General features: G+C 62.9%; 18 protein-coding genes. 10 read left to right on the top strand and 8 right to left on the bottom strand.

Annotation, left to right across the window (positions count from 1 at the left end; translation table 11 throughout):
* The first annotated feature begins 20 nt into the window (after nucleotides 1–20).
* The 10 genes from HDE77_RS12970 to HDE77_RS12925 are packed head-to-tail and all read left to right on the top strand — an operon-like array spanning nucleotide 21 to nucleotide 11,884.
* The gene (locus tag HDE77_RS12970) at nucleotides 21–1,166 is read left to right on the top strand and encodes a glycosyltransferase family 2 protein (RefSeq protein WP_184417781.1); all 1,146 of its coding nucleotides are present in this window, start codon (nucleotides 21–23) and stop codon (nucleotides 1,164–1,166) included.
* A 17-nt stretch (nucleotides 1,167–1,183) separates the two neighbouring features.
* Nucleotides 1,184–2,269: a polysaccharide deacetylase family protein gene (locus tag HDE77_RS12965; protein WP_184417779.1), complete on the top strand. Its 1,086-nt coding sequence runs from the start codon at nucleotides 1,184–1,186 to the stop codon at nucleotides 2,267–2,269.
* Nucleotides 2,257–3,612, top strand: a complete 1,356-nt coding sequence (locus HDE77_RS12960; RefSeq protein ID WP_184417777.1) for an O-antigen ligase family protein — start codon at nucleotides 2,257–2,259, stop codon at nucleotides 3,610–3,612. The genes HDE77_RS12965 and HDE77_RS12960 overlap by 13 nt, the downstream gene beginning before the upstream one ends.
* Nucleotides 3,609–5,162 carry an oligosaccharide flippase family protein gene (locus tag HDE77_RS12955; RefSeq protein WP_184417775.1) on the top strand — a complete coding sequence of 518 codons (1,554 nt, stop codon included), beginning with the start codon at nucleotides 3,609–3,611 and terminating at the stop codon, nucleotides 5,160–5,162. Before HDE77_RS12960 ends, HDE77_RS12955 begins: the two co-directional genes overlap by 4 nt.
* Entirely contained in the window at nucleotides 5,162–6,556 is a 1,395-nt protein-coding gene (locus HDE77_RS12950; protein WP_184417773.1) for a phenylacetate--CoA ligase family protein, read from the top strand. Before HDE77_RS12955 ends, HDE77_RS12950 begins: the two co-directional genes overlap by 1 nt.
* 26 nt (nucleotides 6,557–6,582) lie before the next feature.
* On the top strand, nucleotides 6,583–7,704 hold the full coding sequence (locus HDE77_RS12945) for a glycosyltransferase (RefSeq protein WP_184417771.1): 1,122 nt from the start codon (nucleotides 6,583–6,585) through the stop codon (nucleotides 7,702–7,704).
* 4 nt (nucleotides 7,705–7,708) lie between these two features.
* Complete coding sequence (locus HDE77_RS12940; RefSeq protein ID WP_184417768.1) at nucleotides 7,709–8,887, top strand: glycosyltransferase family 4 protein; 1,179 nt, start codon at nucleotides 7,709–7,711, stop codon at nucleotides 8,885–8,887.
* The gene (locus tag HDE77_RS12935) at nucleotides 8,884–9,528 is read left to right on the top strand and encodes a polysaccharide deacetylase family protein (protein WP_184417767.1); all 645 of its coding nucleotides are present in this window, start codon (nucleotides 8,884–8,886) and stop codon (nucleotides 9,526–9,528) included. Before HDE77_RS12940 ends, HDE77_RS12935 begins: the two co-directional genes overlap by 4 nt.
* Nucleotides 9,525–10,694, top strand: coding sequence for a glycosyltransferase family 4 protein (locus HDE77_RS12930; RefSeq protein ID WP_184417765.1), 1,170 nt, complete (start codon nucleotides 9,525–9,527; stop codon nucleotides 10,692–10,694). Before HDE77_RS12935 ends, HDE77_RS12930 begins: the two co-directional genes overlap by 4 nt.
* Nucleotides 10,694–11,884 carry a hypothetical protein gene (locus tag HDE77_RS12925; protein ID WP_184417764.1) on the top strand — a complete coding sequence of 397 codons (1,191 nt, stop codon included), beginning with the start codon at nucleotides 10,694–10,696 and terminating at the stop codon, nucleotides 11,882–11,884. The genes HDE77_RS12930 and HDE77_RS12925 overlap by 1 nt, the downstream gene beginning before the upstream one ends.
* Before the next feature lie 112 nt (nucleotides 11,885–11,996).
* On the opposite strand, the gene HDE77_RS12920 is transcribed toward HDE77_RS12925, so the two are convergent.
* The 8 genes from HDE77_RS12920 to HDE77_RS12885 all read right to left on the bottom strand — a co-directional run bounded on the left by HDE77_RS12920 (nucleotide 11,997) and on the right by HDE77_RS12885 (nucleotide 21,309).
* On the bottom strand, nucleotides 11,997–13,838 hold the full coding sequence (locus HDE77_RS12920) for a hypothetical protein (RefSeq protein WP_255482701.1): 1,842 nt from the start codon (nucleotides 13,836–13,838) through the stop codon (nucleotides 11,997–11,999).
* Between the two features lie 168 nt (nucleotides 13,839–14,006).
* Nucleotides 14,007–15,008, bottom strand: coding sequence for a UDP-glucose 4-epimerase GalE (gene galE / locus HDE77_RS12915; RefSeq protein WP_184417762.1), 1,002 nt, complete (start codon nucleotides 15,006–15,008; stop codon nucleotides 14,007–14,009).
* Complete coding sequence (locus HDE77_RS12910; RefSeq protein ID WP_184417760.1) at nucleotides 15,005–15,862, bottom strand: hypothetical protein; 858 nt, start codon at nucleotides 15,860–15,862, stop codon at nucleotides 15,005–15,007. The genes galE and HDE77_RS12910 overlap by 4 nt, the downstream gene beginning before the upstream one ends.
* Complete coding sequence (locus tag HDE77_RS12905) at nucleotides 15,859–16,659, bottom strand: alpha/beta hydrolase (RefSeq protein WP_184417758.1); 801 nt, start codon at nucleotides 16,657–16,659, stop codon at nucleotides 15,859–15,861. Before HDE77_RS12905 ends, HDE77_RS12910 begins: the two co-directional genes overlap by 4 nt.
* A gap of 166 nt (nucleotides 16,660–16,825) precedes the next feature.
* Nucleotides 16,826–18,235 (bottom strand): surface lipoprotein assembly modifier, encoded by a 1,410-nt coding sequence (locus HDE77_RS12900; RefSeq protein ID WP_184417756.1) that lies wholly within the window; start codon nucleotides 18,233–18,235, stop codon nucleotides 16,826–16,828.
* A gap of 106 nt (nucleotides 18,236–18,341) precedes the next feature.
* Nucleotides 18,342–19,121, bottom strand: a complete 780-nt coding sequence (locus HDE77_RS12895) for a CpsD/CapB family tyrosine-protein kinase (protein ID WP_255482699.1) — start codon at nucleotides 19,119–19,121, stop codon at nucleotides 18,342–18,344.
* Nucleotides 19,118–20,668: an XrtA system polysaccharide chain length determinant gene (locus HDE77_RS12890; protein WP_184417754.1), complete on the bottom strand. Its 1,551-nt coding sequence runs from the start codon at nucleotides 20,666–20,668 to the stop codon at nucleotides 19,118–19,120. The genes HDE77_RS12895 and HDE77_RS12890 overlap by 4 nt, the downstream gene beginning before the upstream one ends.
* A 20-nt stretch (nucleotides 20,669–20,688) precedes the next feature.
* A complete protein-coding gene (locus HDE77_RS12885; protein ID WP_184417752.1) occupies nucleotides 20,689–21,309 on the bottom strand; it encodes an XrtA/PEP-CTERM system exopolysaccharide export protein in 621 nt (206 codons plus the stop codon).
* Between the last annotated feature and the right edge of the window lie 120 nt (nucleotides 21,310–21,429).

Raw genomic sequence — 21,429 nt, 5'->3', positions numbered from 1 at the left:
CCGGATCGGATGGAGTCCGCATGATCGCCGTGGCGACCCTCGCGTTCTGGTTTTCGGCGCTGTTGTTGTTCCATGTCTTCATGGGCTATCCGTTATGCGTGTTGTGGTTGGCGCGCGTTCTCCCGCGACGCGTGCGCAAAGAAGTGGCGACGCCGACAATGCCGATGCCGACAGTCACTGTCGTGATCGCGGCGCATGAGGCTGGCGCGCATATCCGCGCCAAGTTGACGAACGTGTTCGCGCTGGACTATCCAGGCGACAGGATCGACATCATTGTTGTCTGCGATGGTTGTCGCGATGACACCGCGGCACAGTGCCGCGAAGTGTCCGATCCGCGCATCCGCGTGCTGGAGTTTGCCGAGCGCCGCGGCAAGGCGTCGTGCCTCAACGATGCCATTGCTGCAGCGAGTGGCGATCTCTTGCTGATGACCGACGTGCGCCAGATCCTGGATCCAGTCGCGTTGCGCGAGCTGGTTGCCAATCTCGCCGACCCCGCCGTGGGCGCAGTCAGCGGCGAACTGAGGTTGCTGGACGCACTGACCGGGTTTGCGCGTGGCGTCGATGCGTATTGGCGCTACGAGAAACTGATACGCCACGCCGAAAGCCGCTCGGGCTCGACCATAGGTGTGACTGGCGCGCTCTACGCGATGCGCCGCGAACTGTTCCGGCCGCTCCCCGCGGGCACGGTGCTCGATGACGTGTTGATACCGATGCGCATCGCGGCAGCCGGCCGGCGTGTGGTGTTCGAGCCGCTGGCGCTGGCCTGGGATCGGCCCTCGCAGCATCCGGCCGAAGAGCGCCGACGCAAGATCCGCACGCTCGCCGGCAATTATCAGCTGATCCAGTTGGCTCCCTGGTTGCTCGTACCCTGGAGCAATCCCCTCTGGTGGCGTTTCGTCAGCCACAAGCTGCTGCGACTGCTGGCGCCATGGCTGCTGTTGCTGGCGGCGCTGGCCAGTGCCGTGCTCGCCACTCGCCATGCGCTGTATCTGTTGCCCCTGCTGGCGTTGTGCGCGGGTGTCGGGCTGGTGGTGGTCGGTCGCCGGTTGCCGGCAACCGAGCACATGTTGCCAGTGCGGCTGGTCGTGGCATTCTGGTATCTCAATCTGTTCGCGGCCCAGGCACTCATCGCCTTCGCCCGCAATCGGAGGTTGCACCTGTGGTGATCAACGAGGAAGCCAGCATGCCGCGCTCCGGCATCCGCGAAATGCTCGGCGAATTGTGCTACGGCACCGGGTTGCTGCATGTTCTGCAACTGGGGCGGGCGTGGTTGCGACGGGATCTGCGTATCCTTGCCTATCATCGTGTGCTGGATCTGCGGGATCCGAATGCATTCGCGTTCGACCTGGATCTGGTCAGCACTTCCGCCGCAGGTCTGCGCGAACAGATGCAGTTGCTTCGGCGACGCTTTTGTCCGATGAGCCTGGGTGACGTGGTCGCCGCGCTCGATGCGGGAACGCGCCTGCCAACGAATGCGGTGGTCGTGACTTTCGACGATGGCTACGACGATAACTACCGGGTGGCGTATCCGATCCTGCGCGAACTCGGGGTACCGGCGACCTTTTTTGTCTCCACCAACCATATCGACAGTGGACGGCCGTTTGCCTACGACTGGCTGATGTACATGATTCTGCATGCGCCGGTGCGGCGGCTGGCATTACCAGAAGTTGGCCTGGATGTGCCGATGCCGTTCCTGCGCGCCGAGCGCCGGCAGCTTGCCAGTCGTGTATTGCGCCGTATGAAGGGACTCGATGACGCGATCCAGTCGTCCCTGATCTCGCGGTTGGAGCACGAGTGGCAGATGCCACGCGAAGCGGGCCATCCCGACTGCCGGCCGATGAGTTGGGATGCGCTGCGCGAGATGCGGGCGGCCGGGTTCGAGATTGGCTCGCATGGTGTCCGTCACTGCATGCTCGCGCAGCTGCCACCGGCTCAGCTGGAAGCGGAGCTGGTGGATTCCAGGAACGCCCTGGAGCGCGAGCTCGGTGCGCCAGCGACGTTGCTCTCCTATCCGGTCGGTGGCGACCTGGCCTTCGATGCCCGGGTGATGGAGGCGACCATGGCGGCGGGTTACCGGGCGGCGTGCAGTTACATCTGCGGTACCAATCGGCAGTTCGCTCTGAATCGCTATGCGTTGAATCGACTGCCCGTCGAGCGTGCGATGGGAACGGGCTGGTTCGCCGCGATGCTGACGTTACCGGAACTGATGGGTTATCCCACCGTGGGTCGAATCGGCATGGTCGGGCAAGAGGCAGCATGTTCATACTGAGCCTTCTCTATCTGGTGCTCACCATCATCCGACCGCAGGACTACATGCCTGTGTTGGAGGGGGTGTCGGTGTTGCCGGTTGTGCTGGTGCTGGCGTTCCTTTGCTGGTTGGGCTCTGCGGCCAAGACATTTGCGGCACCGCAGTTTTTGATCTTGCCGGTATTCCTGCTGGCCCTGATGGTTTCGCTGGTCGTCAATGGCTGGAGCGGTGGTGCGCTGGAGCAACTGACGAATTTTGGACCGATCGTGATCGCGTTTTTCGTTCTGGCCTCGGCCGTGTCAGTCAACCGGTCGCGCGTGGTCATCACGCTCACGGTATTCGCGCTGTGCTCCATCGTGCTGGCGCTGCATGGCGTGGATCAGTTCAACAAGGGCATCGGCTGGACCGGCATGGGCCTGTCCGAGGACAGTCGCATTCAGTACGTGGGTATCTTCAACGATCCCAACGATCTGGGCCTGTTGTTCGCCACTACGCTGCCCATGGTGCTTTACCTCAGCGCCCGCGGAGGTTTTTTGGGACGCATCTTCTGGCTCGCGGCAGCAGCGCTGCTGCTGTATGCGATTTATCTCACCAATTCGCGCGGCGCCATCATGGCGGTGCTGGTGATCGGTGCGGTATATCTGTGGCGCAAGCGGGGTCTGGTGACTGCGCTGGTCCTCAGCAGTTTCGGCCTCATGGGCCTCATGATGCTGCCCTCGCGCATGCAGGAGCTGGATGTCGACGAATCCTCGGCGTTCGGGCGCGTGGATGCCTGGTACGAGGGTCTGCACATGTTTCTGTCGCACCCGCTGTTTGGCGTTGGCGCCGGCAACTTCACCGACTACAACGATCTGACCGCGCACAACTCGCTCGTGCTGGTGCTGGCCGAGACCGGCTTGTTCGGTTACATCCTGTGGCTGGCCTTCGTCGGCTACGGCTTCTGGATGATGCTGACGATCCTGCGCTTTCAATCGGAGCCCGTCGTTGGGGCAGCCACGGAGATCGGCCAGCCCAACGCGAACGCGGCAACCAGGGCGACCAACCTGATCAAGACGGATGACCCGGTCACCACGGACGAACCGGTGAACGGGGACGACTGGCAACGGGAGCGCGCACTGGCGCTGACTCTTTTGCTCTCGCTGTGTGGCATGTTTGCGGCGGCGTTCTTTCTCAGTCGCAGCTATACCGTGGTGCTGTACCTGCTGGCAGCGGTGGTGGTCGGACATTACGTCGGTGCCCGTCGTCGCTTTCCAGGGCTGCCGGCCTTCAGCCTGATCAACGACGGGTGGCGCTGGGTGCCGATCGCACTGGCCAGCATCGTCGCATTGTTCATCATCGTTACATTGCTGATGCACAGCGCATGACAAGCCGCGAGCACACCCTGCGCAACACGATATTTTCCTCGATCGGGATGTATACCGAGTACTTCCTCGGCATGGTCGCAGCGATCATGATCGCGCGCCATCTCGGGCCGGAGTACTACGGCATCTATGCTCTGTTCATTTGGTTTGCCGCGGTCGGGGTGGTGATCACCAATTCGGGAATCACCACCGGCGTGATCAAGTTCGTGGCCGAACTGCGCGGTGCCAACCAGCAGGATCTGATCGTTCCGCTGCTGGCGGATTTCCGGCGCGTGCAGCGCTGGCACCTGCTGGTGGTCCTGGGTATCGGAACGATTCTGTTTCTGGTGGCCGGCAGACGATTTGCACCGGACCTGGACTATGTCGAATTTGGCCTGCTGATTGTTGCAGTCGGGATGCGCGCGCCATACATGTTCAACATCTCGATCGCCAAGGGCTTCGAGGCGTTCGACGCGACCGCCAAGATCGCCTTGATGTCAGCGCCGCTGAACTTGGTGATGGTCGGCATCGCGATGCTGTTGCATGCACCGATATTCTGGTTCCTGGTTGTCTACGCACTCTCCAGCGCGATCTTCCTGCTGACGTCGCAGGTTCAGGCGCGCCGGCTCGTTGCACCCTTGTCGACGGCGCACAGCCGTCTGCCCGACGACCTGTCACGGCGGATGCACCGGCATCTGCGCATTGTCTCGGTGACGATCATCGTGGGCTTTCTGATTGCCAGCGACGTGGAGATCCTGTTCCTGAATCTCTACGCCGGCCCGACTTCAGCCGGTTACTTCAAGGTGGCTTATCAACTCGCCACCGGCATCATGTTGCTGGTGCCCGGGGTGTTCGGCGCCGTGCTGTTGCCGATGATGGCCAAAGCGCTGAGTCAGGGTCACGCGGTCGCCGGGCAGCGCTTCGTCGACGTGACTACTTACCTGGTGCTGATGGCGGCGCCGGTGGTGGCCTTCGGCGCATGCTTTTCCGGCCCGGTCATCGCGTTCCTGTATGGCAGCGTCTATGCACCAGCCGCACCGGTACTTGCGCTATGCCTGTTCTGCAGCGCCCTCGGCACCGTGGCGCAGGGTGCCACCAGCTTGCTGGTCAGCGCGGATCGGCAACATACCATCCTGACCATGACGATCATCTTCGGCGTGCTCAAATTCACGCTCGACATCGCCCTGATCTCGCACTTCGCACTGCAGGGCGCGGTAGCTGCGATTGTCATCGAGGCGTTGATCGGTTCGAGCTCGTACGTGACGATCGGGATGCGCGTCACCGGGATGGGGCTCGCCTGGGGGCGCCTGCTGCGCATCCTGCTGGCGGCCACTCTGGCGGCAGCGACGGCGTCGCTCGTCTATGGATTGCATCTGATACCGGTGTTGACCCTGCTGATCGGCGGTGTCGTGCTGACCGGCCTCTACCTGTTGCTGACGTTGCTGCTCGGATGCTGGAGCCGGGCCGATATAAGCCAGTTGCAGGGCTTGCATCAGCGGTTCGCGGCAGGCCAGCCATTGTTGCTGGGTCGCCTGCTCAGCTGGGTTGGCGCACGCGCGGGAAAGGGGGCCTGATGGCTGGCTGGTATGAAACCGCGTTCCGCCACGTGCTGTATCCGATCTACGAGAGCGGACTACGGCGCCGCCGCACGCTGGCGTATCTCAACGAGTATCGGCGCAACCAGTGGCTGGCTCCGGAGCAGATCGCCGCACTTCAATGGGAGCGCCTGCAGCGGTTGCTCGAACATTGCGAGCGCGAAGTACCCTTCTACCAGCGACGGTGGCGCGAGCTGGGCATCACATCGGCGGACATACGCAATCTTGACGATTACGCGCAACTGCCGGTGCTGACCAAGGCAGACATCCGCGCCCACGCCGATGAGCTCACGGCCGACTCCTGGCGCGATCGCCTGCAGTTCAAGGCCACCGGTGGTTCGACCGGTGAGCCGCTGCGTTTCGGCTTCACCCGCGAGAGCAACGACCGTCGCACGGCGGTGATGTGGCGTGGCTATGAATGGGCGGGTTCGCGCATGGGGCGGCGCACTCTGTTTCTGTGGGGCGGTGCCGTTGGCGAACCGACCCGCGCGCACCAATTCAAGGATCGTCTGTACAACGCCGCTTTTGCCCGGCGCGTGCTCAACAGCTTCAGCATGACCGAGGCGAACATGAGCAGCTTTGCCGATGCCATCGACGCGTACCGACCCGACGTCATCGTCGCCTACGTTGGCCCGCTGGTGCGGCTCGCGCAATGGCTGATTGCGACCGGTCGCCGCATATACCGGCCACAGACCATCATTGGTGCCGCCGAAGCCCTGCACGAATTTCAGCGCCAGATCATCGAACAGGCGTTTGGCTGTCCGGCCTACAACACGTATGGCTGCCGCGAGTTCATGTTGATTGCCGCCGAGTGCGAGCAACGCGACGGACTGCATGTGAATGCCGATCATCTGCTCGTCGAACTACGCAAGCCGGGGTCCGCGGCGAGTTCCCATGCCGACGACCCGCATGCGGCAGGCACATGCACCGGTGAAGTGGTGATCACGGATTTGTTCAACTATGGCATGCCGTTCGTGCGCTACGTCAATGGTGACGTGGCAACGGCGACTTCGTCCACTTGCGGCTGTGGTCGTGGTCTACCGCTGCTGCGGCGTGTGGATGGCCGGGTGCTTGATGCGATCCGCACGCCGGCCGGGCATATCCTGCCTGGCGAGTTCTTCCCGCACATGCTGAAGGATGTCGCGGGGCTTGAGCGCTTTCAGGTGGTGCAGCGTCGTCTGGACCAACTCGAACTCGTGATGGTGCGCGGCCCCGGTTTCGACGAGTCGTCGCTGGCCTATATCCGTCGTGAAGTTGCCAAGGTAGTGGGAGACAGCATTGAGTTGCGCTGCGAGTTTGTCGATGACATTCCACTGACGCCAAGCGGCAAGTTGCGCGTCACTGTCTCCCAATTACCGTCGTCCGTCGCATGAACACTGCATCCATGAATAGCAGGCCCATGAACATCACGCATTTCGTCGAGAACCTGAATCGGGGCGGCCTCGAGCGTGTGGTGCTGGAACTGGTCAAGCTGCAGCATCAGCAAGGCCACCGCTGCCAGGTCGTATGCCTGTTCAAGAGCGGGTCGCTAGCGCATGAACTGACCGCACTGGGGATACCGGTAGGCGTCTGCGACAAGCGTCCCGGTCTGGACCTGCGGGCGTTGGTGCGCGCGCGGCGGATGATCCGCGCCCACGCCACCGAAGTACTGCACACGCATAACGCGGTCGTGCATTACCAGGCGGTTCTGGCCAGCTTCGGGCTCGGTATCGGCCACATCATCAACACGCGCCACGGCATGGGCGAGCGGCAAGGTTTTTCCCGCCGCGAATGGCTTTACCGTCGGGTGCTGGCGCAGACCCAGGCGGTCGTCTGCGTATGCGAGGCGGCCCGTATCGATGCGATTCGGCGCGGCATCGTGCCTGGTCCGAAGACCAGGGTGGTACCCAACGGCATTCGGCTGGACACTTTCCAGATCGCCTCCAGCGAGATGCGCGAGCGATTGCTGCGGACGTTGGGCCTGCCGATGCAGACCAGGATTATCGGCAGCGTCGGCCGATTGAACTGGGTCAAGAATCAGACGGGCCTGATCAGCGCCTTGCGCAGCGTGCGCGAGCAACTGCCGGATGCTGCGCTGGTTCTGATCGGCGATGGCGAACTACGCGCGGAACTGGAGCAGCGCGCGGCGATGGAGAGCGTGGATGCCCATGTACATTTTCTCGGCGACCGCAGCGACGCCCAGACCCTGATGCAGGGGTTGGACCTGTTCGTGCTGCCGTCGCTGAGCGAAGGCTATTCGATGGCCTTGCTGGAGGCGTGCGCCGTGGGGTTGCCGATCGTGGCCACCGACGTCGGCGGGAATGGGGAGATCGTGCAGGATGGTGTCACCGGTCGGCTGGTGCCGCCGCGCAATCCACAGGCGCTGTCGGATGCCATCACTGCGCTGCTACAGGAACCGCAGCGGGCGCGTGCCATGGGCGACGCGGCACGCGCATGGGTCGAGCTCAACGGTTCGCTGGAAACCATGGCGAAACGCTACGCCGAGATCTATCTCGACTCGTCGTCCGGGTCATCGGAATGAGCACATGCGCATGAAGATACTCGTGCTTACCAACCTGTTCCCGACGCCTTGGGATCCGCTGCGCGGCGCGTTCAACCGTCAGCAATTCGAGCGGCTGGGGCAACGGCATGATGTCGATGTAGTCACCGCAGTGGATTTTCGCGAACGTCTGTCCGGCGTGCGTGGCGAGGTCGCGGTAACCGGTTTGCGTACGGACTGTTTTGTATTCGTCTATCCGCCGCGGATCGGACGCGCATTGCACGCGACGTGTTGGCTGATCTCGCTGCTGCTGCAACGCGGTCGGCGCCTGCGCGCTGCACGCTATGACTGCGTGCTGGCCAGTTGGGCCTATCCCGACGCCGTTGCGGCAGGGTGGCTGGCGCGACTGCTCGGCATTCCGTATGTCGTCAAAGTGCATGGAAGCGATCTCAACGTGCAGGCCAACCATGCACTGCGCCGTGCGCAGATTCGTGGGTCGCTGCGCCATGCCGGTGCGGTTATCGCGGTCAGTCGTGCACTCGCCGACAAGGCGGTCGCACTCGGTGTCGACGCGGCTCGCGTGCATACCCTGTACAACGGCGTCGACAGTGAGCTGTTTGCCCCGGGCGTTCAGGCTCAGGCGCGATCGCGGTTGGGACTCTCCGACGCGACGCCGCTGCTGCTGTATGTCGGCAATCTCAAATCGAGCAAGGGCTGTATCGATCTGCTCGAAGCCTTTCCGGCCTTGCTTGCGGTGCGGCCGCAAGCAAGGCTGGTCTATGTAGGTGCGGGGCCCGCGCGGGCGGAACTCCTGCAGCGCATGGCGGCGCTGGGTTGCGGCGAAAACGTCCAGCTGATCGGCGCCGTCGCGCATGCCGGGCTCGGCGACTGGTTTCGCGCGGCCGACCTGTTGTGTCTGCCCAGCCACAATGAAGGTGTGCCGAACGTGGTGCTGGAGGCAATGGCCTGCGGTACGCCGGTGGTGGCAAGTCGTGTGGGTGGCATTCCCGAAGTCGTGCCCGAATACGCGGGGATGCTGGTTCCCCCGCGCGACAGTCAAGCGCTGTCGACTGCCTTGATTGAAGCCAGCGGGCGGGCCTGGGACAGTGCCCGGATCGCCACTCACGCACGCGGTTTCCGTTGGGCCGATAATGTGGATCGTCTGGATCGCATTCTGCAGACGGTCGTCGCTGGATATTCCTCCCAACTCGATTGGACCGCATGAATATCAAGCTGAGCAAGCAGCAATTGTTGGGCCTGCTACCGGACGCGCTGGTGCTTACGCGCGGCCCACGCAGCGACGGCGCCCTCTATCTCAGCTTCGACGACGGGCCGCACCCGGAACACACGCCGCGGCTGCTCGACCTGCTTGCGGCCCACGACGCGCAGGCAAGTTTCTTTCTGATCGGCCAGCAGGTCGAGCGACATCCCCAGCTGGCCGAGCGCATCGTCGCCGAGGGTCATACGCTCGGCAATCATTCGTTCAGCCATCCGTTGTCGTTCAGCAAGATATCGCTGCGTCAGCAACTGCATGAGATCGATCGCACCGATCGCCTGCTGACGGCACTGGACGACCACCCGCGGCATTGCTTCCGACCGCCGCGGGGCAGTCTTTCGGTGGCCCTGCTTCTGCATTTCGCCCGTCAACGCCGCCGTATCGCTTACTGGTCCTACAACAGCATGGACTATCTCAATCAATCGGATGCGGAGGTGATCGCACGACTGCGCAACCGGCCACCACGTGCCGCCGACATCGTGTTGATGCATGACGACGCGGCCTGCGCAGAACAGGTGTTGGCTGCGCTGCTGCCGGAGTGGCAGGCCGCCGGCCGCCGGTTGCTTGCCTTGCCGCGCGAAGCTGCATGAGGATCCTCTATCACCACCGCACCCGCGGCCGTGATGTCGAGGGCGTGCATATTCGCGGCGTCGTCAACGGCCTGCGCGAGCTTGGGCACGAGGTGACGGTGATGTCGTTTCCCGGTGCGGATCCCGAGCACGAGCCGGTTGCGCAGCAAGGTCATGTTCGTCCTGGCCGATTGGCCGGTATGGTTACGCGCCTACCTGGTGTGTTGTTCGAGTTTCTCGAGCTTGCCTATAACCCGATCACCCTGCTGCGCATGAGCATGGCCATCCGGCGACGGCAGCCCCAGCTGATCTACGAACGCTATTCGCTGTTCCTGTGCGCTACGGTCTGGCTCGCGCGACGCCGGCGGATTCCGCTGATACTCGAGATCAACGACTCGGCGCTGGTCGAGCGCGTACGTCCGCTGCGGCTGAAGGGCCTGGCGCGGCGCATCGAGGCTTGGTGCATGCGCAACTGCACGGGCCTGGTGTTCATCTCAAGCTACTTCAAGCAGCAGGCGGAAGATGCCTACGGCGCCATTGCACCGTCGGTGATTTCGCCGAACGCGGCTGACCTGGCACGCTTCGATCCCGCGCGGTTCGATGCCGAACGCCTGCGCGCCGAACGCGGGCTGACCGGTCGGGTCGTCTGCGGCCACATCGGCGCGTTCGCCCATTGGCACGGCATGGATGCGTTCGTCGAGGCGATCGCAGAGCGTATTGCCGAAGTGCCGCAACTTGCTTTGGTGCTGGTCGGTGACGGCCGCACGCTGCCGGCCATACGCGCGCTGGTCGCCGAGCGTGGCCTGGCCGGGCGTGTGTTGCTGCCAGGCAGAGTGGCGCACGACGACATCGCCGCCTGGATCGCGTGCATGGACTACGCCGTGCTGCCCGACTCCAACCAGTACGGTTCACCGATGAAGCTGTTCGAGTTCATGGCCATGGGCGTGGCGATGGTGGCACCGGATTATGCGCCGATCGCCGAGGTGGTCAGCGATGGCCAGACCGGCTGGCTGTTTCCTCGTCGCCAGACGGAGGTCTGCGTGCAGCGCGTGCTCGACCTCGCCATGCAGGCCGACCAACGCCAGCGCGTTGGTGCGGCGGCACGCAGCTACATCATTCGCGAACGCCAGTGGCGAAACAACGCCGAGCAGCTGCTGACCCTGTTGCCGCAAGGAGCTTCACTTTGATGGTAGTCACCGTTCTGTTGTCGGTCATCCTGCTGCTGGTGCTCGGTGTGCTGGCGCTGAGCTGGGCGATCCGCGCACGAAACATGCAGATCTGGCTCGCCAGTTATCTGCGTCGCCGGTTGCCGGGACCGCCCGCCAATGGCCCAGTGCACGTGATGTTCTGTTTCGTCGATCACTTCGAGCCAGCGTGGGGGCGGGTCGATCTCGCCACGCAACGCCAACGCGTCGATCGCTGGTGCAGCGACTACCGGTCACTCGCCGATGCCCACCGCGACGCCGATGGGCGACCGCCGCAGCACAGCTTCTTCTATCCCGAGGAGGAATACCTCGAGGAACACCTGCAGAAAATCTCCGCGTTGTGCGCGCAAGGTTACGGCGAGATCGAAATCCACCTGCATCACGATGACGACACCGCGGAAAACTTCAACGCGACGATCAGTCGCTTCAATGAATTGCTGCACGAACGCCATGGCGCTCTGTCGCGCGATCCGCACACCGGCCGGCTGCGCTTCGGCTTTATCCACGGCAACTGGAGCCTCGACAACTCACGCGCCGATGGACGCTGGTGCGGCATCAACAATGAGCTCACCCTGCTGCGCGAACTGGGCTGCTACGCTGACTTCACCCTGCCATCCGCACCTAGCGATACACAGACGCGCATGGTCAACGCGATCTACTACGCCACCGACGATCCGTTGCGCCCAAAGTCGCACAACACCGGCGAGCCGGTGCACGTTGGCGGCAGCGCCAGTGGCGACCTGATGATCGTGCAGGGCCCACTGGGGCTGAACTGGCGCGAGCGCCGGTTTGGCCTGATCCCGCGCATCGAAAACGCCGATGTGCGCCGCGGTTGCCCGCCCACGGCCGCGCGAGTGGACGCCTGGGTGCGCACCGGCGTCCACGTCGAGGGACGCCCGGAATGGGTCTTCGTCAAGGTGCATACCCACGGCACGCAGGAGCGCGACATGGATACGTTGCTTGGCGATGCCGCGCACGCCATGCACGCCCATCTCGAAAGCGCCTACAACGACGGCAAGCAATACGTCCTGCACTACGTCACCGCGCGCGAGGTCTACAACATCATCAAGGCCGCCGAGGCGGGTGAGGTCGGCAACCCGCACGAGTACCGCGACTACGCGCTGCCGCCGCCACCGCATCGGGCGCATTTGTGGGTTGCCGATCGCGCGTGAGCTTGCGTGGTTCGACGATGCCTGCCGGGGCCGCTCGACCTTGAGGCCAGGGCAGGCCCCAGCGCATTGGCTCTAACTGCGTTTAGCCCGATTGCCCTTTCCCGCCATGGCTTCAGTGCCCCTCATGCGCAAACTGCTGCATGAACCACTGCACGACGCCGACGCCGTGGTTGTTCCAGTTGAAGCGTCGTGGGGTCTTGGCGTTGTCGGCGCAATCCAGGCTGTACGAACTGGTCAGCCATGACAAACGCTGGTCCAGCGCATGCTGTTGCGCGGGGTCGGTCTCGAAGTAGCGGGCCGCCGCTACGGGCAGGGTCATCTCGACGTCGTGGGCGTCGCTGTACCAGCCTTCGGAGTTTTCGATGTCGATGAGCTGCTTGTTGCTGGCGTGGGCGGACGACCAGTACCAGGTGATCTGGCCATTGGGACCGCTGCAGGGGTTGCGCCAGTCCTTTTCCTTGTCGGTGATGGTTTTCAGGTCGACCCAGCCATAGTGTTCGAGGTAGCGGCCGAAACCGGTGACCATGGTGGGGATGCGCGGGTCGGCGGTGACCAGCCATGCATGCCAGAGCCCGTCGATGATGTTCTCGGTCATCCACGGCGAACTGCCACGCACATCGGTGGCGGGGTCGTAGGTGTCGCCTTCATGCATTTGCCAGCTGTTGCGCCATGATCCGTCGTTGCCGAGGCCATCGGGATTGTGCTGCTGGTGCTGGTAGAGCCAGCCCAGGCGGTTGTCGATGCGCTTGAGATAGCTCTTGTCGCCGGTGATCTCGTAGGCGCTGACAGTCGCCAGCAGACCAAGCCCGGCTTCGCGTTCGGTGAAGCGCTGCTCGGGCTTGGCGTAAGGGCCCGCGGGGAAGTTCCAGCCACCGGTATCCCAGGAACCGATCATGCGCTGGATCAGCGCATCGTCATGCTCGCTGTCGTCACCGGTCAGTCCAAGTGCGAGCAGGATGGGCTCGACATAGACGTACTTCGGGTCGCAGACATTCACCTCGCCCACGCTCCAGCCGCCCCCGCATAGCGGCCAGCCCGGGGCGCCAACGCGGCGCAGATGTTCCATGTAGTAGCGGTAACTTTCGCTGGCCGCGGCCAGGTATTCTTCGCGCCCGGTGCGCACGTATTGCTGGAAAAGCGTGCTCGTGCGGTCGAACAGCCAGGATGGCCCTTCGGTGCGTGGCAGGGGTTCGGCCCATTTGAACTGGGTGGCGAAGAAGTGGTCGTAGGGTCCGGGTGATGCAGCCGGCTGCTGCGGCCCGGCGATCAGGGACGCCGACATCCACTCGGGACTCAGCAGGGCGAGCACGCCGGGTACGCGCACTCCATCGCTATTGACGACGAGCCCGTCGACATACGGCCAGCCATCCGCCTTGGTCGTGCTGTCGGGAGGGCCGAGGGTGAAGCGGAGCGTACGGCTGTCGCCATCGAGTTCGGTATGCAGCTGCACGCGCACTGCGCGGATGCTGCCGTCCTTGAAATGCCAGTTCAACGTCGGCTCGACATGCACCGGCAGCGCATTGCCGTGCTCGTCGACAATATGCACTTGGGCCGCATCGCGCAGCATGCCAGGCGGAAACGGAAGGCCAAACGTGACGGCCACGTTCTTGCCGATCGCTCCATGGCGGCGCAGCTCGATGCTCTGCCAGCGCGGATCCATCGCCTTGGCCCCGGTCACCACCACTTGTGGCAGCCGGGTGACAGCGGCACCGGTATTCGTACTTTGCTGAGCGGGGCTCGCCGACGAAGATGGCATCGGGTATGCCGTGCTGGCTTCGCTCGGTGATGCGGGCTGTCCGACATCGGTATTGGCAGGCACGGCAGCCCTGCCTGCGACAACTTCGGCATGCGGGCTCGCCGCATAGACGCTGGCACACAATGACGAGGTGGCAAGCACAGCAAGCAGCCACCGCAGGGCAGAGCGCGTTCGAACACGTGATGTGGTCATGGTCATGCCAGGCGTCCTGCCAAGGTGAGTAACACTTTGTCGGAAGGGCTCTCGCTGAGCTGAAGATACTCGCTTCGATGTCCATGTCGCATTGGGCGTGCGCAGCGGGCGACGCTGATCACAGGTTGCCTGCCGTTCGCATCTGAACCACAGCCGATGCGGACGGCGCCCACCTCAGCTGCTCACGGTGGATTGCGTCGCGAGCTTGCGCTCCCACGCGAGCGCGGTGCGCACGATGAACTCGAGGTTGTCGTGACGCGGCTCCCAGCCGAGCAGGCTGCGCAGGCGATCCGCGCGCGCGATCAGCATGGGTGAATCGCCCTCGCGGCGTGGCTGCTCGATCACCTTCAACTCGCGACCGCTGACGCGACGGACCGTATCGATCACTTCACGCACGCTGTAGCCATGACCATACCCGCAATTGAGCGTCAGCGACTCGCCATCGGCGCGCAGGTGATCGAGTGCGCGCAAGTGCGCTGCGGCCAGATCCTCGACGTGGATGTAATCGCGGATGCCGGTACCGTCCGGCGTGTCGTAGTCAGTGCCGAAAATCGAAAGGCTGTCGCGTTTGCCGACCGCGTGTTCGCAGGCGACCTTGAGTAACAGGGTTGCATTGGGCGTGGACTGGCCGATCCGGCCCTGCGGGTCGCAGCCGGCGACATTGAAGTAGCGCAGAATCACATGCCGCATTGCGCCGGTGGCGCTGAGGTCGCGCAGCATGGTCTCGGACATCAGCTTGGACATGCCGTACGGATTGATCGGTTGCGTAGGCGTGTCCTCGTCGGCGACGCCGCTCGCGGGCATGCCGTAGACCGCGGCGGTCGAGGAGAACAGAAATTGGCGCACGCCGGCATCCGCGCAGCAGGCCAGCAGGTTGCGTGTGTTGCAGGTGTTGTTGCCGTAGTACTTGAGGGGATCGCGCACCGATTCGGGAACCACGGTATGCGCGGCGAAATGCAGCACGGCACCCACACGGTGCTCAGCCAGTATCTGCGCCACCAACGCGCGATCGCCGACGTTTCCGACGACCAGTTCAGCACCGCGCACCGCGTCGCGAAAGCCGCTGACCAGGTTGTCGATCACTACGACGCGTTCTCCCCGCGTGCTCAATTGCTGCACGACATGGCTGCCGATGTAGCCGGCACCGCCAGTCACGAGTATGGCTGGGTGGTTCATGCGCTCGCTCCCATGCTGGTCGACGCGGAGGGTGCTGTGTTCTCGATCTGGCCGAATGCCGCCGAATACCAGTCGAGCACCTCGCCAATCATCCGCGCACGATCCGTCTCGGAAAAAAAGATGTGATCGCATTCGGGCCAATACGCGAAGCGGATCGCCGGGTCGTTCGCCAACTTGCCGTAGGTGGATGCGAACTGCCGGGAGTCAAGAAAATAGTTGGTGATGCCGCCGGTGAATAGCGAGAAAATGTGAACGCGTCGATCCAGCAGTTCGCGCAGCTGGGTGCGTTCTGCGCCGGCCGCTGGCCACTCGCGATCGATATCGAGATCCTCCATCGGCCGTGGTTCCCGCCGCAGGTGCCTGGACACCAGTCGGGAAGCTGTCGTCAGCCAACGCGTGGGAGGCCATCGAAGATGATGCCGAACCTGCGCCAGGTGAAACCATGGGCCTGCGCGCGCGAGGCCATCAATCTGCAGCACGCCGATCACGCGCTGGTCGTGCAACGCGACTTTCCACGCCAGATCCGCGCCACGGCACAGGCCGGCGATCACAAAGCGGGTACTGCCAAGATGACGCTCGATCGCGTCGAGCGCCAGCGTAACGGCAGGCAACGAAGTGATCGGACTGTCGAGCATGGTGTCGCCGATGCCCGGCAGATCGAAGCGGAACGTCGCGTTGCCGGCCCGGGCCATCTGGCGGGCAAGCGTGACATGCAGGCGGAAAGGGCCTGTGCGCGGGATCAGTCCGGCGTTGAGCACGACCAGCACTGGGCCGCGCACCGGCCCGGCATCCGGACGCGTCAGTAGCCCAAAAAGCGAGCTGTTGTCGGCGATGTGGACGATTTCGTCGATCATGCAACGGCCCGCGGAGTACCCAGGATCGCCGTCAGCCGGTCGATCGGTTCGTGCAGGTCTCGGGTCAGGAAGGTCGCGCGTACTTCCAGCGTGTCTTTCCAGTGCGTCCTTGACTCGGGAAGTTCGATCCGCTGAGTGGTGTGTCCGGGTATTTCCCCTATGCGATCGTCGGCAAGCACGCCCAGGATCGTGTTGCCTGACAACGGCTGAGACGGAAACTTGGCAGCCATGATTTCGCTGTGCAATGCATCCGGACATGCATAGCCCACCAATTGACCGTCTTCCCGATAGGAGCCGAGCTGTCGGCAAAATGGATAGTCCGCACGCAGTGCACGCTCGGCTTCGTCCAGGCGATGCAGTTCGGCCAGATACGAGCTGCCGCTCAGGATGGGTTGCCATATCCAGAGCTGGGAAATCGAGCTGTCAGCCGCGGCGAACAGCCACGCAGGCCATCCGCCGCCGCGCACCGCCAGCAGCGCCGTCGGGGCGTTGCCGGACCGCGCCCGCGCCGCCGCTACGGCAACGGCGATATCTTCGCGGGCGCCATGGATGCTGAATTCGGCTTCATTGCCTTCGGAGTCGCCGGTGCCGTAATAGTCGACGCGCAGGCAGGCGATACCGGCCTGCGCCAGTCGCGCCGCGACCAGGCTGAACAGGCGGCTGCTCAGGAATTGCTCGTGGAAAAACGGTGGACAGATGACGACAGTCGCGCGCGGCGCCGAGGGGCTGGCGTACCAGGTCGCGAACAGGCGGCGTCCGGGGCTGCCAAGCCAGAACGGAGTCGGCGCACCCGTCACGATTCGGCCTGCGGACGACAATGGGTGGCCGGGCTGAGAGAATATCTGTCCATCGCAATGCTCCGACGACCGTGGTCGTACGTGCTGATGGCGATGCTAGCAAACAGGTGGGACTTCATGATGTCGCTGCTGGCATCGTCACGGACGAACTGCCTGTCGTGAACGTTCATCTTGTGAACACGACGCCGAAATAGATCTCGTTCTCGCTGTATCCCTGACCGGGCGCGGTGCTGTCACGCTGGCGATGAGTCAGCGAGACCTGCCAGCTCCAGTGCGGCGTTCTTCTGTCAGTCAGGCGCAAGCCATAGTCGCTTGAGTTGTCGCGACGGTCGAGTGAGCGATAGGTAAGCCTCTCGTAGTCGACAAACGTCGAGAGCGAAACCAAGGGTGTCAGCCGGTAGCTGATGCCTGCGCTGCCGCCGCGGTCAGTCTGGTCGAACGTGGAGTCGTTCAGATAGTTGAGCCGGCTGTAAAGCGGTGACACGCTCAGTGTCAGCCGTTCGGTGTTGAAGGTGTAATTGCCTTCCAGGCGGCTGTCCAGATACACCTGCGGATCGATCACGAGACCTCCGACATTGATCCCCTGTGCGGAGGTTCCGCCGATCGGGCCGACGGGGCCGGTCGTATTGTTGTCCAGTTGCGCGCCGGCACCGGCGATGATCTGGCCGGGCTGCACCATCATGTCTTGCGCCGCGTCGGAGTATTCGTGTGCGGCCGTGAGAGAGAAACTGCTGCGCAGCGTGGGCTCCCAGCTCAGCGTCAGTCGCTCTAGCGGAGTGGAGACCGTCGGCGCTCCATCGAAGTCGATCTGTGACCAGCCAAGTGCGACATTGAGATTGAAGTGGGCCAGTGTTCTGACGTAGCTGGCGAACACCTCATCGCGGTTGTAGTTAGGGTTGTTGGTGGGAGCGACCAGGTTGTCGTCGGGCGTGCCGGCAATCGGGTTGAGGTCGTTCGAGTTATTGGTGAAATTGACGCGCTGGACCTCCACATTGGCCGACAGCACATCGGTGGGACTGAGATCCTTGAATACGCGCAGCGCGGCTTCGCCACGCGAAGAATTGAACTCCTTGTTCTTCGACGCGTAGCTGTTGATGTAATGCAGCTCAGCCTGACCGCGCAGCGTATCGCCAAGCCTGAAATGCAGGATCGGCCCGAGCGCCAGCACGTTGGTTTGCTGCTGGTTGTCTGGTGCGTTGCTGGAGAGCGTCGAGAGTGGTTCCACTCCCGCGAAATCCTGGACGGTGAAGTCCAGCCGTTGTGGCAGCACCGTCCAGTTGAGCTGGCTTGAAAGCTGCACGAACGTCTGATTGTTGAACGCGCCGCCAAGGTAATCGAAGTATTCCAGGGTACCCGCCACGTTCGCCTGGACGGTCGAGCCTTGTTGTGAGTAAGTGAAGTTGAGGCCAGGACTCAGCACGTTCTGGCTGACCGGATCCGTTCCGCTCAGGTTGATGTTGTCGCTGTGTTCGATGCCAGCAAACAGCGAATATTCGAACTGTGCTGCCGATGCCGTGCCCGAGGCGACAGCGAGTGCTAGCGCAACCGCATAACTGAGCGTGCTGGGTGCAGGCATGTTTCCATCCCCCGTGGAACACGTCGCTAGGCCTGTTGATTGCGACGCGGTAAATCAGCTTTTTGGATCGACGTTCTGGATCAGCGTTCTGAATCGGCGAAATGGACTATGGCGCGTGATTGAATACCACTCCGGTCAGCTTGTTGGCGTCGAAGTTCGCGGCGGCCTGGCTGATCGCTGCCGGCGTATCGCGCCCGTAGCTGGCAACCACCACCACGAAGTCGGCCAGATCAGACAGGATTCGTGCGTCAGGCGAGCCCTTGATGGCCGGGCCGTCAAGGAAAAGGTAGCGATCAAGGTAGCGGCAGCGCAGCGAGTCGATTACCGCGCGCATGCGAAACGACGAGAAGTACTCGCCTCCATTTTCACGAGCCTTGCCGGTCGGAATCAGGCGCAGGCGCGGAATGCCGGTGCGATACAACACCGATTGAATGCCACTTGCCGGATGTTCGAGATAATCGATCAGGCCGCCGCTGCTGGCGTCCACACCCAATGCCGTGTGCTGGGCCGGATAGCGCAGGTTGCAATCGATCAGCAGACTGGTCTTGGCTTCGTCAAAGGCGAATGCCGTTGCCAGGTTGCGGGCGACGAAACTGCCACCCGAGCCCGGGCTCACCGGCACCACCAGGGTCACGAAATTGTGCTCGCCACCCAACCAGAGCAGCCGCGTCCGTATCTCGCGAAAAGCATCCGACTGACCACGCACCGAGTTCTCGCGATGGATCAGCCGACGCTGTTCGAGCTGCTTCGCAGGCAGCGTATCGGTCTCGGACATGCGCGCGATCGAATGGCCGGCCGAGGCACGCTGAGGAAGCGCGCCGACTTTGGCCCCGTGTACGAGACCACCGGAATCGACCAGTAGTTTGTCGTCTTCAGGCCCGTTCATGCCATTCCCCTCAGCTTGAGCCAGAACAGGACCAGATAGGCCAATGCAACCCCCAGAACGATCAGCGCCAGCAAGACGTTTCGCAACCGCTCCCGCTGACGATCCTGCGGCGTGGGGTAGAACGGAACGGTGGCCAGCACCATCAAGCCGGTTGAACGCTCAAGCTGTGCGGTCGAGCGTACTCTCGGATCGAGCCGCGCGATACCAAACAGCAGTCCGAACGGGATCGCCAGCGAGAGAACGATGCCGCCGAGACCGAAATGCATGAACCGCAGGCCCGAAGGGCTGAGCGGCATCATGGCGGGATTCTGGATCAGGAACGTGAGGCCCTGCTGCTTGGCATCCAGGTTCATCGATACGCGTGCGTTTTCGCGGCGTTTGAGCAGATCCTGATAGACATCGCGGTTGACGTTGTAGTCGCGGGTCAGTTCGGAAGTGACGTTTTCCGAGTTGGCGATACGGTTGCTGCGCTCCAGCTCGGACTGCAGCATGGATTCACTCGCGCCCATGCGCGCACTCGTCGAGGCGATTTCGGCACGGCTGGCGGACAGCTGGCTTCTCAGCTGCGCGTAGAGCGGATTGAATTGCACATTGTTTTCGAGCGAGGTCGGCGAATTCGACACCGGCGCGCTCTGCCTGCGCTGGCTAGCCTGGGCGATCTGTTGCCGCAGATCCTCCATCTGGTGACGGACGCGGACGACGTCGGGATAGTCGGCGGTATAGGACATCAGCAACGTGTCGAGCTGCGTCTGCAGCTGGGCGAGCTGCGCTTCATTGATGCCTTGGGTGGTTTGTACCGCGTTGACCTCCGACTCGCCGGACAGCTGTGAATTCAGCGAAGCTTCCTGTGAACGCTTTTCCATCAGGTCCAGGCGTGCATTTTCGATCTGCGTGCGTAACTGACTGATGCGCGCGTCGGTATCGGTCTCGCTGCCAGGACGGGCATCGGCGTTGGCCCCGCGATAGTCCTTGAGCTTGTCTTCCGCGTCGGTCAATTTTTTCCGGTAGGTCTCGACCTGGCTGTTGATGAACTCGAACGCGTCGCGACTTTCGCGTTGCTTGGATGCCAGGCTTTCGCTGATGAAAAGCCGCGCATACTCGCGGGTAACGTCATACGCCCGCTTCGGATCGGAGTCGTAGTAGCTGATCGTGATCAGGTTGTCATGCGAGATCACGACCTTGGTGCGGGCCTTGATCGCTTCGATCAGGCGATCCTGCTCCACGGGATTCGGGTTATTGGCCATCCAGCCGCCGATGACCAGGATCTGGCCCATCACTCTGCGGCTGAAGATCACGGCCTGCGCGATACCGGCACGGTTCGCATTCGCGGTGGGCGAAGCGGCACCTTCCATCAGCGGGGTGATGATGCTGCTTTCCTGCGCCAGGATGGTGGTCGACGCATCATATTTTTTCGGCCATTGCATGCCGACGATCAAGGCACCCAGCGCGACCACCGCAAACACGACGCCCATGGCAATTCGCCGCCGGCGCGCCTCGCTGACCAGCACCGGAACAAGCGCCGCAAAAGGAGAGATCTCTTCGCTCATGGCTGCCCCCTTCCCCGGCTTCAGAACGAGCGTTGCGGTACGGTAATCACGTCGCCTGGCTGCACGGGATAGTTGGTCGTCAATTCGCCCTGTTGCAGGATATTGCCCAGCTGCACGGCGTAGGACTGGGTGGTATCACCGTCCTTGCGATAGAGCTCGGTGCGATCCGGGGCAGCGAATTCGGTGGTGCCGCCAGCGGCCAGCACGGCGTCGAGCACCGTCATGCCCTGGCGGTAGGGCAACGAGACCGGGGTGCGCACCGCGCCTGTCACGCGTACGCGTGACAGGTACTCGTGGCTGCGCAGTTCGGTCAGGATCACCGCCACCTGGGGATCACGCACATAGGCCTGCAGCTTGTCCTTGACCTCGGAAGCGACCTCTTCGGGCGTCTTGCCGCCGGCCACGACGTCACCGATCAGCGGCACCGTGATCTTGCCGTCGGGTCGTACCGGTACGCTTACACTGAGATCCGGGTTGTGCCAGACCGTGATTTGCAGTTGATCATCGACGCCGATGTGATACGTGGAGACGGCCTGGGCGTCGGCATTGAACTTGGGAGCGTGGCTGGAGCCGGGCGCCGTGGCGCAGCCGGTCAGGATCAATAGGAGGACTAACGCAATGAAGCGATACAGGCTCGTCATGACAACCACCCCTGATTGACTTGCAGGTTGTGAACAGTATCACAAAATAAAGTCAAGAAATAAGCTAGCTAGCGCCCATTGCCGCGATTTTTAGCCCCTGTTTCCGCTCCAATGACGCTT

It is taken from the genome of Rhodanobacter sp. MP7CTX1 (assembly GCF_014205795.1).
GTDB lineage: Bacteria > Pseudomonadota > Gammaproteobacteria > Xanthomonadales > Rhodanobacteraceae > Rhodanobacter.
The sequence above is the reverse complement of the archived record's forward strand: the minus strand, read 5'-3'. Positions and strand labels throughout refer to the sequence as shown.

What these genes read in the sequence shown, in the direction of transcription:
- HDE77_RS12970 (WP_184417781.1), top strand. Translation starts at nt 21, where the DNA reads ATGATCGCCGTGGCGACCCTCGCGTTCTGGTTTTCGGCGCTGTTGTTG.
- HDE77_RS12965 (WP_184417779.1), top strand. Translation starts at nt 1,184, where the DNA reads ATGCCGCGCTCCGGCATCCGCGAAATGCTCGGCGAATTGTGCTACGGC.
- HDE77_RS12960 (WP_184417777.1), top strand. Translation starts at nt 2,257, where the DNA reads ATGTTCATACTGAGCCTTCTCTATCTGGTGCTCACCATCATCCGACCG.
- HDE77_RS12955 (WP_184417775.1), top strand. Translation starts at nt 3,609, where the DNA reads ATGACAAGCCGCGAGCACACCCTGCGCAACACGATATTTTCCTCGATC.
- HDE77_RS12950 (WP_184417773.1), top strand. Translation starts at nt 5,162, where the DNA reads ATGGCTGGCTGGTATGAAACCGCGTTCCGCCACGTGCTGTATCCGATC.
- HDE77_RS12945 (WP_184417771.1), top strand. Translation starts at nt 6,583, where the DNA reads ATGAACATCACGCATTTCGTCGAGAACCTGAATCGGGGCGGCCTCGAG.
- HDE77_RS12940 (WP_184417768.1), top strand. Translation starts at nt 7,709, where the DNA reads ATGCGCATGAAGATACTCGTGCTTACCAACCTGTTCCCGACGCCTTGG.
- HDE77_RS12935 (WP_184417767.1), top strand. Translation starts at nt 8,884, where the DNA reads ATGAATATCAAGCTGAGCAAGCAGCAATTGTTGGGCCTGCTACCGGAC.
- HDE77_RS12930 (WP_184417765.1), top strand. Translation starts at nt 9,525, where the DNA reads ATGAGGATCCTCTATCACCACCGCACCCGCGGCCGTGATGTCGAGGGC.
- HDE77_RS12925 (WP_184417764.1), top strand. Translation starts at nt 10,694, where the DNA reads ATGGTAGTCACCGTTCTGTTGTCGGTCATCCTGCTGCTGGTGCTCGGT.
- HDE77_RS12920 (WP_255482701.1), bottom strand. Translation starts at nt 13,838, where the DNA reads ATGACCATGACCACATCACGTGTTCGAACGCGCTCTGCCCTGCGGTGG.
- galE (WP_184417762.1), bottom strand. Translation starts at nt 15,008, where the DNA reads ATGAACCACCCAGCCATACTCGTGACTGGCGGTGCCGGCTACATCGGC.
- HDE77_RS12910 (WP_184417760.1), bottom strand. Translation starts at nt 15,862, where the DNA reads ATGATCGACGAAATCGTCCACATCGCCGACAACAGCTCGCTTTTTGGG.
- HDE77_RS12900 (WP_184417756.1), bottom strand. Translation starts at nt 18,235, where the DNA reads ATGCCTGCACCCAGCACGCTCAGTTATGCGGTTGCGCTAGCACTCGCT.
- HDE77_RS12895 (WP_255482699.1), bottom strand. Translation starts at nt 19,121, where the DNA reads ATGAACGGGCCTGAAGACGACAAACTACTGGTCGATTCCGGTGGTCTC.
- HDE77_RS12890 (WP_184417754.1), bottom strand. Translation starts at nt 20,668, where the DNA reads ATGAGCGAAGAGATCTCTCCTTTTGCGGCGCTTGTTCCGGTGCTGGTC.
- HDE77_RS12885 (WP_184417752.1), bottom strand. Translation starts at nt 21,309, where the DNA reads ATGACGAGCCTGTATCGCTTCATTGCGTTAGTCCTCCTATTGATCCTG.